The following is a 13,730-nucleotide window of genomic DNA, read 5'->3' as shown; positions in this document are numbered from 1 at the left end:
TCCTATTCACTTCATGAAAAAACGTCGCGGCATGCGCCACGACGTTTATACTTCTGGTTCTGCTTCCCACTGTTCGCGTTTTTGCTTTCCTTTTTTCAATTGTTTCGATTTCCAAATGAGCCATAATTGTGCTGCGATAAAGAGCGAAGAATATGTGCCGGAAATTAAGCCAGCAAGCAACGCAAATGAGAAATTGCGAATCGCTTCACTACCGAACAATAAAAGTGCGACAACAGTAAACACAACGGTTAATACCGTATTTACAGAGCGACCAAATGTTTGTTGTAATGCTTTGTTGACGACATCTTTTAAATCATCGACCGTTTTTACTGTCCGCTTTTTCATTAAATAACGAATGCGGTCAAACGTGACGATTGTATCATTAATCGAATAACCGACGATTGTTAATACAGCAGCAATAAACGTTAAGTCGACTTCTAAGCGCGTCAAACTAAAGAAAGCGATAATGAAAAACGCATCGTGTAATAGCGCCACAATAGCGGCAATCGCCATATACATTTCAAAGCGAACGGTGACGTAAATAATGATCCCGATTGACGCAATGAGTACAGAAATAAACGCATTGCGCGCTAGCTCTTTTCCGACCGTTGGCGATACCGTGCTTACGTTTGGTTCAATGCCATATTTTTCTTTAAAATGCGACTTCAACTGTGAAATTTCTTTTTGGTCAAGTACGCCGAGAAAACGTACAATCGCCATCTCGTTGTTATTGCCTGATAAGACGACATCTTTCGGCTTAAGACGCAATTCATTTAATTCTTGCTTCACTTCTTCTGTTGTGAGCGGCTTTTCACTCATTAAATCCACGCGCGTTCCGCTTGAAAAATCAATGCCTAAATTTAATTTAGCGGTCAGCAGTAACGCGAGTCCAATAACAACCATCGCTCCAGAAATAGTGAAAAATAGCTTGCTTCGTTTAACAAAATCGAGACGTGCAAACTTTGTTGGAACGTCTGTATCATCTGTTACTTTCGCAATATCTAATATATCTTTCGGATTGACGCCAAAATAATGCGGTTTTTTATCGAATAAGCGACTTTTCACAAGCAAACCGAGCAAAAGACGCGTACCATATACCGCTGTAATAAAACTCGCTAAAATGCTAATGATGAGCATCGTTGCAAATCCTTTAACAGAGCTCGTCCCGTATACAAACAAGACAACGCCAGCAATGATCGTTGTAATATTCGCATCTAAAATCGTGCCAAAAGAACCGCGATTTCCGATACGGTACGCTGACATAAGCGATTTTCCGAGCTTTAACTCATCTTTTATTCGCTCGTATGTAATAATATTTGCGTCAACTGCCATCCCAACCCCAAGAATGAGTGCAGCAATTCCCGGTAGCGTTAGCACGCCGTTCATCCAATCAAAGACGAGCAAAATAAGGTAAATATATACGCTTAATGTAACGACTGCAACAATCCCAGGCAAGCGATAAAAAACGAGCATAAATAAAAAGACGAGCGCAATTCCAATGATTCCAGCAAAAATCGTTTTTTGCAGTGCTTGTTCTCCAAACTGTGCACCTACCGATGTGGAATAAATTTCTTTTAATTCCACAGGGAGCGCTCCCGCATTCAACAAGTCGGCTAATTGTTTCGCTTCTTCAACGGTAAAGTTTCCAACGATAGAAACGTCCGTCTGATTGAACACTTCATTGACTTGAGCTGCCGAAATAAATTTTGGATGCTCTTTTCCTACTTCTTTCGCGTATGAGTCAACACCTTCTTCAAAATCAAGCCAAATGACGAGCACATTATTTGGTGCCATGCTCAACACTTTTTGTGTCACTTCTTTAAACTTGTTCGCATCTTTTAATTGAATCGCAACGCTTGGCTTTCCTTTATCATCAAACGTTTGTTTTGCGCCTCCTTCAACGAGGTCGCTTCCATCCATCAATACGTTATCATGTACGTCGCGAAACGTTAATTTCGCCTCTGTAGATAAAATTTCGCGCGCTTTATTTTGATCTTTTACCCCTGCTAGCTGAACGCGAATGCGATCATTTCCTTCTACATCAATGCGCGGTTCGCTTACACCAAGCACGTTAATGCGTTTATTTAATGCGCTTACCGTGCTAAGCAATACATCTTTTGTAATTTTTTCTCCTTCTTTTGTCGGCTTCACTTCGTATAAAATTTCAAAACCACCTTGCAAGTCTAAGCCGAGTTTAATATTTTTGACAATTTTCTCTGCTGTCGTTCCCATCATGCCGCCTAGTAAAACGACAAGAAGGAAAAAAGCAATGATGCGACTACGTTTTACCATAAAAATCCTCCTCTATTCTGGCTGCTGCCAGAATTTTTACCAACAAAACAAATTATGAATGACAGTACACTTTCTGTCAATTTCCAAACGAACAATTAAAACAATTGTTCTAACTCCGAAAGCCCTTCTTCCGTAAACCATCGATCGTGCTTTTGTTCCTTTGTGACAATATACGCCATATAGTCACTTGCCCGCAATGATAAGACGTCGTTCACGAGCTCAAATAACCGCTTTTCTTCTTTGTTTTTTTTCCATTTTTTCATCATTAAACAATTCCATACGTCTTCAATCGTCGCTTGTTCATAACCGAGCAACTTCAACTCATCTACTTTACTTTGTAACGCTGGCATTAATTGTTCGCGATCCATATTCGTCTCCCCCATTTTGTCATGCTTGGCCAACATGTGCATATATTTCATTGTATAAAAGATGACCTCATTTGAGAAGGTAGGGAGGAACATGTCCAAATTTTTGAAAGGGACGATGATTTTAATTGTTGCTGGATTGTTGACGCGCATACTCGGCTTTATTAATCGTATCGTCGTTGCTCGTCTCATCGGTGAAGAAGGGGTAGGTTTATATATGATGGCTGTGCCGACGCTCGTATTAGCGATTACAATTACGCAGTTCGGCCTCCCTGTCGCCATCTCAAAGCTCGTCGCTGAAGCGGAAGCGGTAGGCGATAAAAGAAAAGTGAAAAAAATATTAGTCGTATCTTTGTCTATTACTACGATTTTAAGTTTCATCTTTTTCCCAGCTTTATTAGCCATTGCACCGATTCTTTCTAAAACGTTATTTACGGATGCGCGCGTATATTATCCGCTTGTTGCGATTGCGCCAGTCGTTCCAATTGTCGCTCTGTCTTCCGTTTTACGTGGTTATTTTCAAGGGAGACAACAAATGAAACCGTATGCGTATTCTCAATTGCTTGAACAGGCGGTACGCATTACGCTCATCGCTGCTTTTACAACCGCTTTTTTACCGTATGGTATCGAATATGCCGCAGCGGGAGCGATGATTTCTGCCGTCGTTGGCGAGCTTGTATCTCTTATTTATTTGTTTATTACGTTTAAACAAAAAAAGCCGATTCGCATTCGCTACCGTTTTTTTGCATACGTCAAACAAGGGAAAGATACGTTTATTTCGCTGATGCGCATCGCCGTTCCAACTCTCGGAAGCCGGATGATTGGATCGATCGCATGGTTTTTTGAACCAATCGTCGTCGCACAAAGTTTAGCGCTCGCTGGCATTACGGCAACCCATGCGACAAAACAATATGGGGAGCTGACTGGATACGCACTGCCCCTTTTAATGCTTCCATCGTTTATTACATACGCGCTCGCCACTTCGCTCGTCCCAGCAATTAGCGAAGCCGCCGCCCAAAAGCAGCATCGTTTAATTGAATATCGGTTACATCAAGCTGTACGGTTATCGCTTTTCGCTGGGGGATTGTCCATTGTCGTGTTGTACGTATTAGCAGAAGAAATGATGTATTTGATGTATGGAGCTAATCAAGCAGCAATCTTTGTTAAAGTTATGGCGCCGTTTTTTATCTTTTACTACTTGCAAGGGCCGTTGCAAGCTGTATTGCAAGCGCTTGATCTAGCAAAAGAAGCGATGACAAATAGCCTGATCGGTGCCGTCGTAAAAACAGCACTTATTTTTTGGCTCGCTTCACAACCGTCGCTCGGCATTATGGGAGCGGCGCTAGCCATTACGGTCGGCATCATGATTGTCACGTTATTACACGCCGCTACAATCGTTAAAGCGATTTCGCTTACTTTATATGTGAAACAATATGTCGCTCATTTCGTCGTTATCGTTTCCGTTGCAGCAATTGGCCATATGCTCGTTCCGATTTTGCCGTTTTCCTTGCTTGTGAAAACGATTGTTGTCATCGTCATCATGACGTTCATCTATCTCGTTCTCGCGCAGTCGTTTCGCTTAATTAAAAAAGATGAATTTCGCCAATTGTTTCGTTAATCATTCATCTTTTTCATCAATATAGAACGTTCCATTTTCATATGTACAATAAGAAATATTTTCAATTCGTTCATATCCGCGCTTTTTTAGTTGCTTGATTAACCATGTGGGCGTTTGATCGATCAATGTTAAATGTTCTTCTTGAATGACACCGTCTTTAATAAGAGGCAAGGCTAAAGACGGTGTTTTCTTTTTTCCTTTTTCTTTTTCAAATACAGACAGTTTGCCAGACGGCTCTAAAATGGCAAATTCAACGTCCGCAATGTTTTTAATATTTTTTTCACGCAATTGAATAAGCAAATCGTCAAAATTGTATCGTTGTTTCCGCATCGCCTTTTCATCAATTTTCCCATTGTTAATAATAACGGTCGGCGACCCATCAACGAGACGTCGAAACGTTTCGCTTTTTAAAGAAAAAAAGGCAAAGGCAATTTGGGCGATCGTTAGCACAATCATCGGAACGAGCGTATGGAAAATCGGATCTTCCGGTTGCTCAATCGCAATAACTGCCATTTCCCCAATCATAATAAAAACAACTAAGTCTAAAATACTTAACTCTCCAATTTCCCTTTTCCCCATCATGCGAAAAATAAATAAAATAACTCCGTACAACAGTAACGTTCGCAAAATAATTGTAACGTACTCCACCTTTATTCCTCCTCGTTTGTTCTACGTTTTTATTCTAAACAAATGGACGATGGAATATGTTTGTACTAAATGTAGTAAGGAGGGATAAGGATGATTCGCGCCATTTTGCATGGGGTCATAACAATTTTTATAAGCGCCATCATATGCAGTTTTATATTTGCCCTTTTATTGAAGTTGACAAGTTATGATGAAACGTCATTGCAATGGGTCATGCACGGTTTTGCATTTTTATCATTATTTTTCGGTGGGTTTATTGCAGGGGGAAAAGGGAAAGAGCGCGGTTGGATGCTTGGTGGGGCAACGGGGATTATCTTTACAACAATCATTTTTTTATTTCAATTTCTCGGAATGGACCGAACGTTTTCGATTGAGCAGTGGGGATACCACGTTGGTTTTCTCATTACTGCCATGATCGGTGGAATGATTGGTGTCAATGTTGCCACATCTCGTTCACGAAGCGCATAAAAATAAGACAGGCAGCAACCTGTCTTATTTTTCATTCACGACTTCACGAACGGCCGCACGGTCGTATGTAAGGCGCGAACCATCACCCGCGCGAATGACGACCGTATTTTCATCAAGTGAATCAATAATGCCGTGCAATCCGCCAATCGTAATGACTTTATCTCCTTTTTGCAAGTTCGCCTGCATTTGTTGAACAGCTTTTTGACGTTTTTGTTGCGGGCGAATAAGCAAAAAGTAAAAAATCGCAAAGAATAAAATAAGCGGTAGTAAACTTGCTAACGTTTCCATCTTTTCACCCCTTTCTAAAAGTTTTTTGCATCCGGCGCATAAAAGCCGTATTGTTCAAAAAACTGCTCGCGGAAATCACCAAGACGATCTTCGCGAATGGCTTGTCGAACTTGCTCCATTAATTTTATCAAAAAGTAGACGTTATGGTAAGATGTTAGGCGAATACCAAACGTTTCATCGCATTTAATTAAATGGCGAATGTACGCGCGCGTGTAATTTCGGCACGTATAACAGTCACAGTTCGGATCAAGCGGTGAAAAATCGCGCGCATATTTTGCATTTTTAATGACAACGCGACCTTGGCTTGTCATCACCGTTCCGTTGCGACCGATGCGCGTCGGCAATACACAGTCAAACATGTCAATGCCACGAATCGCTCCGTCAATGAGCGAGTCTGGTGAACCGACACCCATTAAATAACGCGGTTTATTCGCTGGCAATAACGGCGTTGTAAATTCTAATACGCGATTCATCACTTCTTTCGGCTCGCCAACAGACAAGCCGCCGACTGCATATCCTGGAAAATCGAGCGACACTAAATCTTGCGCACTTTGTTTGCGCAAATCTTCAAACTCTCCGCCTTGCACGATGCCAAATAAGCCTTGCTCATTTGGTCGCTGATGCGCTTTTAAGCATCGCTCTGCCCATCGGCTTGTCCGCTCGACAGATTGCTTCATATACTCATACGTCGCAGGATATGGTGGACATTCATCAAACGCCATCATAATATCAGACCCGAGCGCATTTTGAATTTCCATCGCTTTTTCTGGCGATAAAAATAATTTATCTCCATTTAAATGGTTTCGGAAATATACGCCTTCTTCTTCAATGCGACGAAATTCGCTTAAACTAAACACTTGGAATCCGCCAGAATCCGTTAAAATGCCGCGATCCCAATTCATAAATGAATGAAGACCACCCGCTTCTTTGACGATGTCATGTCCTGGACGGAGCCATAAATGATATGTGTTGCTTAAAATGACGCCCGCTCCCATTTCTTTTAATTCTTCAGGCGAAAGCGTCTTTACTGTCGCAAGTGTACCGACAGGCATAAACATTGGTGTTTCAAAAGACCCGTGCGGCGTATGAAGAATACCGAGGCGCGCCCCCGTTTGTTTACATGTTTTAATGAGTTCGTAACGAATTGGTGTCACGTATAGTCCCCTTTCTCCACTTATATAATAAGCATGGCATCGCCGAAGCTAAAAAATCGGTAACGCTCTTTGACTGCTTCTTCATAAGCGCGCAATACATTCTCCCGACCAGCTAGCGCGCTCACGAGCATAATGAGCGTGGACTTTGGCAAATGGAAATTTGTAATCATTCCATCAATGGCGCGAAACGTATAGCCAGGATAAATAAAAATATCTGTCCAACCGCTTTCAGCGACAAATGTGCCATCGTGGCGAGATGCGATCGTCTCAAGCGTGCGTGTCGATGTCGTCCCGACAGCAATAATGCGCCCTCCTTTTGCTTTGACATCGTTTAGCAAGTTCGCTGTTTCTTCTGTCATTTGGTAAAACTCGGCATGCATATCATGTTCTTCAATATGTTCTACGTTCACAGGGCGAAACGTACCTAAACCGACATGCAACGTAATAAAGGCAAGATGCACTCCTTTTTTTTGCACATCCTCAAGAAGTTGTTGTGTAAAATGTAACCCAGCTGTCGGTGCAGCAGCTGAGCCAGCTTCGCGGGCATAGACGGTTTGATATCGTTCTCGGTCATCGAGCTGTGCTTTAATGTATGGAGGAAGCGGCATCTCCCCAAGCGACTCAAGCACTTCAAGAAAAATACCATCATATGAAAACGAAAGAATGCGCCCACCGTGCTCTAGCTCAGCTACACATTCCGCGCGTAAACGCCCATCACCGAATGAAATCGTCGTTCCTATTTTCACACGTTTAGCAGGCTTAACAAGCGTTTCCCATCGATCGCCATCAAGCTGTTTTAATAAAAGTACTTCAATGTGCGCCCCCGTCCCTTCTTTCTCCCCGTACAATCGGGCTGGCAGTACGCGCGTATCGTTTAAAACGAGGCAGTCCCCTTTTTTCAAGTACGATAAAATGGAACGAAACGTTGGTTCATGAGTCACTTCCCCTGTTTGCTTATGAAGTACCATTAAGCGTGATGCTTCTCGATTAGGCAATGGGGTTTGTGCAATGAGCTCTTCTGGTAAATGAAAATCAAATAAATCTACTTTCATGTCCACATCCCTTTCTTTATTTCATTAACGAAAACGACCAATTATATAAAAAATAAGCGATAAAACGACACTTAAAATGATTGACGTCATAATCGGAAAATAAAAAGTGGCATTTTCTTTTTTAATAACAATATCTCCCGGTAAACGACCAAGTTTAATAAATTGCATCAAAAAACCGACAACGATAAGAACGACACCAAGAAGCATAATTGTTTTTGGCACATTCATCATCGCGGCACCTCCAAACCGAAATGGTTGTACGCAAGCGGGGTAACGATTCGTCCGCGCGGTGTTCGCTGTAAAAAGCCGATTTGCAACAAATACGGTTCATATACATCTTCAATCGTTTGCGCTTCTTCACCGATCGTTGCAGCAATCGTCTCTAATCCAACTGGTCCACCACGGAATTTTTCCATCATGCTTTTTAATAGTTTATGATCTAGATGATCTAACCCTAAACGATCGACTTGTAATTGTTCTAGCGCTTCATTCGCTAAAATAAACGTAATCGTCCCATTCCCGCGCACTTGAGCAAAGTCGCGCACGCGGCGCAACAATCGGTTGGCGATGCGCGGTGTACCACGCGAACGACGCGCAATTTCAAACGCTGCTTCTTCTTCGATTTCGACAGCAAAAATGTGGGCGGTTCGCTTCACAATATGAGCGAGCTCTTCAGGGGTATAATATTCTAAACGGCTTAATACACCGAAACGGTCGCGAAGCGGGGCAGAGAGTGCTCCGGATCTTGTTGTTGCTCCTACGAGCGTAAATGGCGGCAAATCGAGGCGGACAGAACGTGCAGCCGGTCCTTTGCCGATGACAATATCTAAACAAAAGTCTTCCATTGCCGGATACAACACTTCTTCCACTGCTCGTGGCAAGCGATGTATTTCATCAATGAATAGGACATCACCCGGTTCTAGCGTTGTTAAAATTGCTGCCAAATCCCCCGGACGTTCAATTGCTGGTCCAGCTGTCGTGCGCAATTGAACCCCCATCTCGTTGGCGATAATAGCAGCAAGCGTCGTTTTTCCAAGCCCCGGTGGCCCATACAACAATACGTGATCAAGCGTCTCCCCACGCATTTTCGCCGCTTCAATAAATACAGTTAAGTTTTCCTTTACTTTTTGTTGCCCGATATATTCTCGCAACTGCTTTGGGCGAAGACTGTATTCAAGCGAGGCATCGTCGTAATCGGCCGCGCTTGAAATGAGACGCTCCTCCATCATACATCCTCCCTCATTTCAATAGTTTTTGTAAAGCGAGCTTAATATATCCTTCTGTCGATAATCGCTCTTGTTTTAATATAGGCACGACTTTTTGAATTTCTTTTTCAGCATAGCCGAGCGCCTTTAACGCTTCAAGTGCTTCAGAAAGCGCGTTCGTTTCTTCCATCGGCTCAGTAAATAAATTCGGAAAAGCGTCTGGGACAACAGCTTGCAATTTTCCTTTTAAATCTAAAATCATTTGTCGTGCTGTTTTCTTTCCTACTCCTGGAAACTTACATAAAAACTTATCATCCTCCGCTTCGATCGCTTCAACAAGCTGTTCCAATTGACCAGCAGCTAAAATAGCTAGCGCTCCTTTTGGTCCGATGCCTGACACTTGTAATAATTTAGCAAATAACGCTCGCTCTTGGCGCGTATGAAATCCATAAAGGGCGAGGACATCTTCTCGTACGTATTGATATGTATATACAACGATTTGCTTTTGTTTATTCATTTGAAATGAAAACGGATTTGGGGTAAAAATTTGATACCCTACTCCGTTATGTTCAACGACGATATATTCCGGACAAACGTAATCAACATAGCCACGAATAAATTCAATCAAAACCCCGTCCTCCTTTTCTCACGCCTCTCATTTTAGCATAAGATGAGAAAAGCGGAAAGCGCAAGGCATAGGGAAACGATATGAAAAAAGCCCGCTATTATGCGCGGACTTATTTTCCAAACGGTTCATACGCTTCGATGACGCGTTCATAATTTTTTTTCGAACGAACGGAAATGCCTTTTTTCAGTTTTTCTCGTTCATGGCTTTCAAGTTTTTTTACATCAATTTGAAAAAAGGATTGAATGACGCGAGATGATTCGCCCGGTTTTCCTTCAAAAATAGAGAGTGTGCCATCTTCAGTAAGACCGAAATACCCTGCTTTCGTTAATGGCGAAAGGTCATCAACGTAACGTTGGAAAACAATTTGTTCGTCATCCATATTGATGAGCTGCCAATCTTTATATTTGTTCCAAATGTCTTTCATCGACGTTACGGTTTCTTCCCTTATTTCCTCACTAACTTCCCCATCCATATATACCGTTTCTAAAATGACTGTCATCTGTACAGGAGATGCGTGTTGTGTTAAAAATAAACTCATCCATAGTGTAAGGATTATATTCATCATTCTCACCTCATTCATATATTGACCATTTTTCCTAAAAATAAACGGTCTTGCCATCGCAAGACCGTTATTCTAACATAGATTCATCTAAATTATGGTAAATTTCTTGTACATCGTCATCATCTTCAAGCATATCAATAAGCTTTAACATTTTCGTTAAATCGTCGCCAGTTAATGTCGTGTACGTTTGCGGAATCATCGTTATTTCAGCTGTCGCAAACGTAAATCCTTGCGCAGCTAACGTATTTTTTACTTGTTCAAACTGTTCAGGAGACGTGTAAATTTCAAACGAATCTTCCGTCGTCTCCATTTCATCCGCCCCTGCTTCGATTGCTTGTAACAACATGTCATCTTCATCGATGTTTAAATCTTCACGGGCGATGACAATGAGCCCTTTCCGATCAAATAAATACGACACGCATCCCGTTTCTCCTAAGTTTCCACCGTTTTTCGAAAACGCGACACGAACATTTGAGGCAGTACGGTTTTTATTATCTGTTAAACAAATGACCATGACCGCTACGCCACCTGGTCCATATCCTTCGTAACGAATTTCTTCGTAATGTGTATGTTCTTGGTTACCTGTTGCCTTTTTAATTGCACGTTCAATATTTTCATTCGGCATGTTCGCTGATTTTGCTTTTTCAATCGCAAGTCGCAACGTAGCGTTTGTCGTTGGATCTCCTCCACCCATTTTTGCCGCCACGTAAATTTCTTTCGCAAGCTTCATAAACAATTTTCCACGTTTCGCATCTTGTGCATTTTTGCGCCGCTGAATATTTTTCCACTTGGAATGTCCTGCCATTTGGATCCCCTCTCATATGTGAAAAATGTCCATAAAAACTATAACAAAAATAAATGAAAAAGAACAGGGGTGAGCCCCTGTTCTTTAGCCGCGATTCATAAACGGACGTTCAATCATATCGCCCATATCGTTAAATATGTCGCGAATATCACGCTCTAGTTGATCCATCGGACCACCATCACGAATATCGTTATCGAGCGTGCGGATGCGGTTATACATGCTTTCATTGGCCACTACACGAACTGTTTTTCCCGCTGTATACGGAGCGATGGCTTGCCGAACGAGACGCTCTATGCGCGTTGTATTTTTCTCTGTCGTCGATATAGCAACAACGACACGATCTCCTGAGACAACGGCACGTGCATCTTTTACGTTCGCAACGTTCGCTGCACGTTTCGCAATTTTTTCAGCTAACGCCCCGTTATAGTTGCGGTAATACGATGGGCGTGTTCGTTCATCCATCGCATTTAAATGTCCATGATAGTTGCGATCAGCACGACTAAAATTGCGATCGACTTGCGGTGTTCGCGTTGTTCGATCCATGCCGCGATCAAGCATTTCTGTAATCGGTCCGTCGTTATCCCGCACTGGACGAACGTTTCCGTTTAAACGCTCTGTTCCGTAACGACCGTATTGAAAACCGGTCATATCATTTTCATTTGAGTAATATCCGATCGGACGTGTACGATCGGTATAACGTGTATCAAACGCTTGGTTATTACAAGCTGCCAATCCACTGAGCGCAATGACTGCACCGAGAGCGATCATTCGTTTCCGCAAAGGAAAAACCCCCTTTTTGCTTTTGTAGACGATGCGCCTACATCATTAGCTTGATGCAAAAAAGGGGTTTTATTGCTGTTAAAATTTTGGCGGAGCGATCGCTAACTGCCGTTTATGGTGTGAACGTTCATGAAGCCGCTCAATAATTTCGCGGTCGCGTTCTGGAATCGGCTCGCCTTTTAAATATTTGTCAATCATATCATACGTTGTACCCATTTCATTTTCGTCTGTTTGTCCTTCCCAAAGACCAGCGCTTGGCGCTTTTGTAATAATTTCTTCAGGTACACCGAGAATGCGTGCCATTTCGCGCACTTCGCCTTTCGTAAAATGAACGAGCGGCACTAAATCGACGCCACCATCACCGTATTTAGTAAAGTAACCTGTATGCCATTCTGCCGCATTATCTGTTCCGACAACGAGATAACCGTAATTATTCGCCACAGCATACAACGTCGTCATGCGCAAACGAGCACGTGTATTTGCATCGCCAAGGCGAGCAGCTTGCTCGTTCCATTGCCCTTTTTCTTTTAATTGCTTTTCAATTTCGCCAAATAGTACGCGATGCGTTTCTGTTAAGTCAATGACATGGTAATCAATCCCACAGCTTTGGACAACTTTTAATGCATCTTCTTTATCTTTCGGATTGCTTTTACATGGCATAATTAGTCCTAACGAGTTGTTAGGAAATGCCCGCTTAATTAAATGGGCAACGACCGCAGAATCAATGCCGCCACTAATACCGACGATCGCTCCATTCATTCCAGCTTCTTGTACTCGTTCACGAAGCCATGCAATTAATTTTTCAATTTTTTGTTCCATATATGTACATCCCTTTCTTTTTACATCATCATGTTCATTTTATCACACAAAAAGCAAAAAGAAAAAGAGGCGACATTATTGCCCCTCTTCTTCCTCACGATAAGGAACCGAAAAATACGGATTCATCCCATACGGTTGCCCCTGCCATCCTTGTTGCCATCCGTACGGACTGTACGGCATAGCTGGCTGTGGCATATATATTGGCTGTGGCATCATCGGCACGTTTTCACCATACATTTGTTGTGGATACGGTGCTTGTTGCGGTTGTTGTGAATACTCCCCTGCACCTGTTGGCATTTGCGGCATCATCGGTTGCGACTGTTGAGCATATTCACCTGTTGGCATTTGTGGCATGTATGGTGTCGGTTGTAACTGCTCACCGCATCCGCAATCATCGTTATTCATAGCCCCTTGTGGATACGTCCATGGCATAACAGGATACATCGGTGGAAACCATGGGTAAAAACCGTATCCCGGCATAATCGGTGAAACAGGTATGCACGGCATTGGCATCGGCATAGGCATTGGAACAGGCTGTGGCTGCATCGGTTGTTGCGGTTGTTCTTCCATAATTGGTGCCTGTGTCGTTGGAATCGGTGGGATGTCTGGAAACGGCGGCATCGGCATCTCTTCTTCAGGTTCCATCATATTTGGCATAATATTTGGTGGTTTTGGCGGTAAAAGCGGCATATCTTGTTTCGGTTGTTCTTTTGCGATTGGAATTTCTTTTGCAATTGGTTCAACATTCACCGGCTGTTGCAACGGTTGCTCCTTTTTGTTTACGTGAATGTCCACATCAACAGAAATATTTTGCGTTTCTTTTTTGACAGGTTTTACTGGAGCTACTGGCGTCGGTACTTTAATTTTCATACCTGGCATAATGTAGTTTGGATCACTTAAATGGGCATTCATTTTTTTTAGCTCTTCAAAATCAACCCCATATTTTTGCGCAATTTTCCAAAGGGTATCTCCTTTTTGAACGATATGAATTTTCACGTGTTTCCCCCTCCTATACTCAGACGTGACGTGTATGTCATGTTCAGCTTGTC

The 13,730-nt window shown here is 42.5% G+C and carries 16 protein-coding genes; 2 read left to right on the top strand and 14 right to left on the bottom strand.

Translation table 11 applies throughout. From position 1 onward, the window contains the following. Window positions 1-45: 45 nt before the first annotated feature. Together secDF and K1I43_RS04565 are read right to left on the bottom strand one after the other, a co-directional pair. Entirely contained in the window at window positions 46-2,292 is a 2,247-nt protein-coding gene (gene secDF, locus K1I43_RS04570; RefSeq protein WP_009361702.1) for a protein translocase subunit SecDF, read from the bottom strand. 95 nt (window positions 2,293-2,387) lie between these two features. Continuing rightward, window positions 2,388-2,660 carry a post-transcriptional regulator gene (locus tag K1I43_RS04565; protein ID WP_035067187.1) on the bottom strand — a complete coding sequence of 91 codons (273 nt, stop codon included), beginning with the start codon at window positions 2,658-2,660 and terminating at the stop codon, window positions 2,388-2,390. Window positions 2,661-2,751: 91 nt separating this feature from the next. Here K1I43_RS04565 and spoVB point away from each other — a divergent pair, with 91 nt between their 5' ends. Continuing rightward, window positions 2,752-4,275, top strand: a complete 1,524-nt coding sequence (spoVB, locus tag K1I43_RS04560) for a stage V sporulation protein B (protein ID WP_009361704.1) — start codon at window positions 2,752-2,754, stop codon at window positions 4,273-4,275. Here spoVB and K1I43_RS04555 read toward each other — a convergent pair whose 3' ends face one another. After that, window positions 4,276-4,929, bottom strand: coding sequence for a DUF421 domain-containing protein (locus tag K1I43_RS04555; protein ID WP_420806292.1), 654 nt, complete (start codon window positions 4,927-4,929; stop codon window positions 4,276-4,278). A gap of 84 nt (window positions 4,930-5,013) precedes the next feature. Between K1I43_RS04555 and K1I43_RS04550 the strand changes: the two genes are divergently transcribed. After that, window positions 5,014-5,388, top strand: a complete 375-nt coding sequence (locus tag K1I43_RS04550) for a TIGR04086 family membrane protein (protein ID WP_009361706.1) — start codon at window positions 5,014-5,016, stop codon at window positions 5,386-5,388. Between the two features lie 24 nt (window positions 5,389-5,412). Here the strand turns inward: K1I43_RS04550 and yajC are convergent, their stop codons facing one another. From yajC to K1I43_RS04495, 11 genes are all read right to left on the bottom strand, one after another. Beyond that, window positions 5,413-5,676 (bottom strand): preprotein translocase subunit YajC, encoded by a 264-nt coding sequence (yajC, locus tag K1I43_RS04545; RefSeq protein ID WP_009361707.1) that lies wholly within the window; start codon window positions 5,674-5,676, stop codon window positions 5,413-5,415. A 14-nt stretch (window positions 5,677-5,690) separates the two neighbouring features. Beyond that, window positions 5,691-6,830, bottom strand: a complete 1,140-nt coding sequence (gene tgt, locus K1I43_RS04540) for a tRNA guanosine(34) transglycosylase Tgt (RefSeq protein ID WP_009361708.1) — start codon at window positions 6,828-6,830, stop codon at window positions 5,691-5,693. Window positions 6,831-6,850: 20 nt separating this feature from the next. Next, on the bottom strand, window positions 6,851-7,882 hold the full coding sequence (gene queA, locus K1I43_RS04535) for a tRNA preQ1(34) S-adenosylmethionine ribosyltransferase-isomerase QueA (RefSeq protein WP_136260273.1): 1,032 nt from the start codon (window positions 7,880-7,882) through the stop codon (window positions 6,851-6,853). Window positions 7,883-7,906: 24 nt separating this feature from the next. Continuing rightward, window positions 7,907-8,113 carry a DUF2905 domain-containing protein gene (locus tag K1I43_RS04530; RefSeq protein ID WP_009361710.1) on the bottom strand — a complete coding sequence of 69 codons (207 nt, stop codon included), beginning with the start codon at window positions 8,111-8,113 and terminating at the stop codon, window positions 7,907-7,909. Then, entirely contained in the window at window positions 8,110-9,108 is a 999-nt protein-coding gene (ruvB, locus tag K1I43_RS04525; RefSeq protein WP_021093895.1) for a Holliday junction branch migration DNA helicase RuvB, read from the bottom strand. The genes K1I43_RS04530 and ruvB overlap by 4 nt, the downstream gene beginning before the upstream one ends. A gap of 13 nt (window positions 9,109-9,121) precedes the next feature. Then, window positions 9,122-9,715, bottom strand: a complete 594-nt coding sequence (gene ruvA, locus K1I43_RS04520; RefSeq protein ID WP_009361712.1) for a Holliday junction branch migration protein RuvA — start codon at window positions 9,713-9,715, stop codon at window positions 9,122-9,124. Between the two features lie 109 nt (window positions 9,716-9,824). Continuing rightward, window positions 9,825-10,280, bottom strand: a complete 456-nt coding sequence (locus K1I43_RS04515; RefSeq protein WP_240688421.1) for an intercompartmental signaling factor BofC — start codon at window positions 10,278-10,280, stop codon at window positions 9,825-9,827. 64 nt (window positions 10,281-10,344) lie between these two features. Beyond that, window positions 10,345-11,082, bottom strand: a complete 738-nt coding sequence (locus tag K1I43_RS04510; protein ID WP_009361714.1) for a YebC/PmpR family DNA-binding transcriptional regulator — start codon at window positions 11,080-11,082, stop codon at window positions 10,345-10,347. 84 nt (window positions 11,083-11,166) lie between these two features. Beyond that, on the bottom strand, window positions 11,167-11,862 hold the full coding sequence (locus K1I43_RS04505; protein WP_009361715.1) for a YhcN/YlaJ family sporulation lipoprotein: 696 nt from the start codon (window positions 11,860-11,862) through the stop codon (window positions 11,167-11,169). Between the two features lie 78 nt (window positions 11,863-11,940). After that, a complete protein-coding gene (gene nadE, locus K1I43_RS04500) occupies window positions 11,941-12,681 on the bottom strand; it encodes an NAD(+) synthase (protein WP_009361716.1) in 741 nt (246 codons plus the stop codon). Between the two features lie 75 nt (window positions 12,682-12,756). Beyond that, the gene (locus tag K1I43_RS04495; RefSeq protein ID WP_136260275.1) at window positions 12,757-13,677 is read right to left on the bottom strand and encodes a LysM peptidoglycan-binding domain-containing protein; all 921 of its coding nucleotides are present in this window, start codon (window positions 13,675-13,677) and stop codon (window positions 12,757-12,759) included. Window positions 13,678-13,730: the final 53 nt, after the last annotated feature.

Origin of the sequence: Anoxybacillus sp. ST70 (assembly GCF_019553625.1) — a bacterium.
Classification (GTDB): Bacteria; Bacillota; Bacilli; order Bacillales; family Anoxybacillaceae; genus Anoxybacillus; species Anoxybacillus gonensis.
Note: the sequence above shows the minus strand (reverse complement) of the source record. Positions and strands in the feature narration are given on the sequence as shown.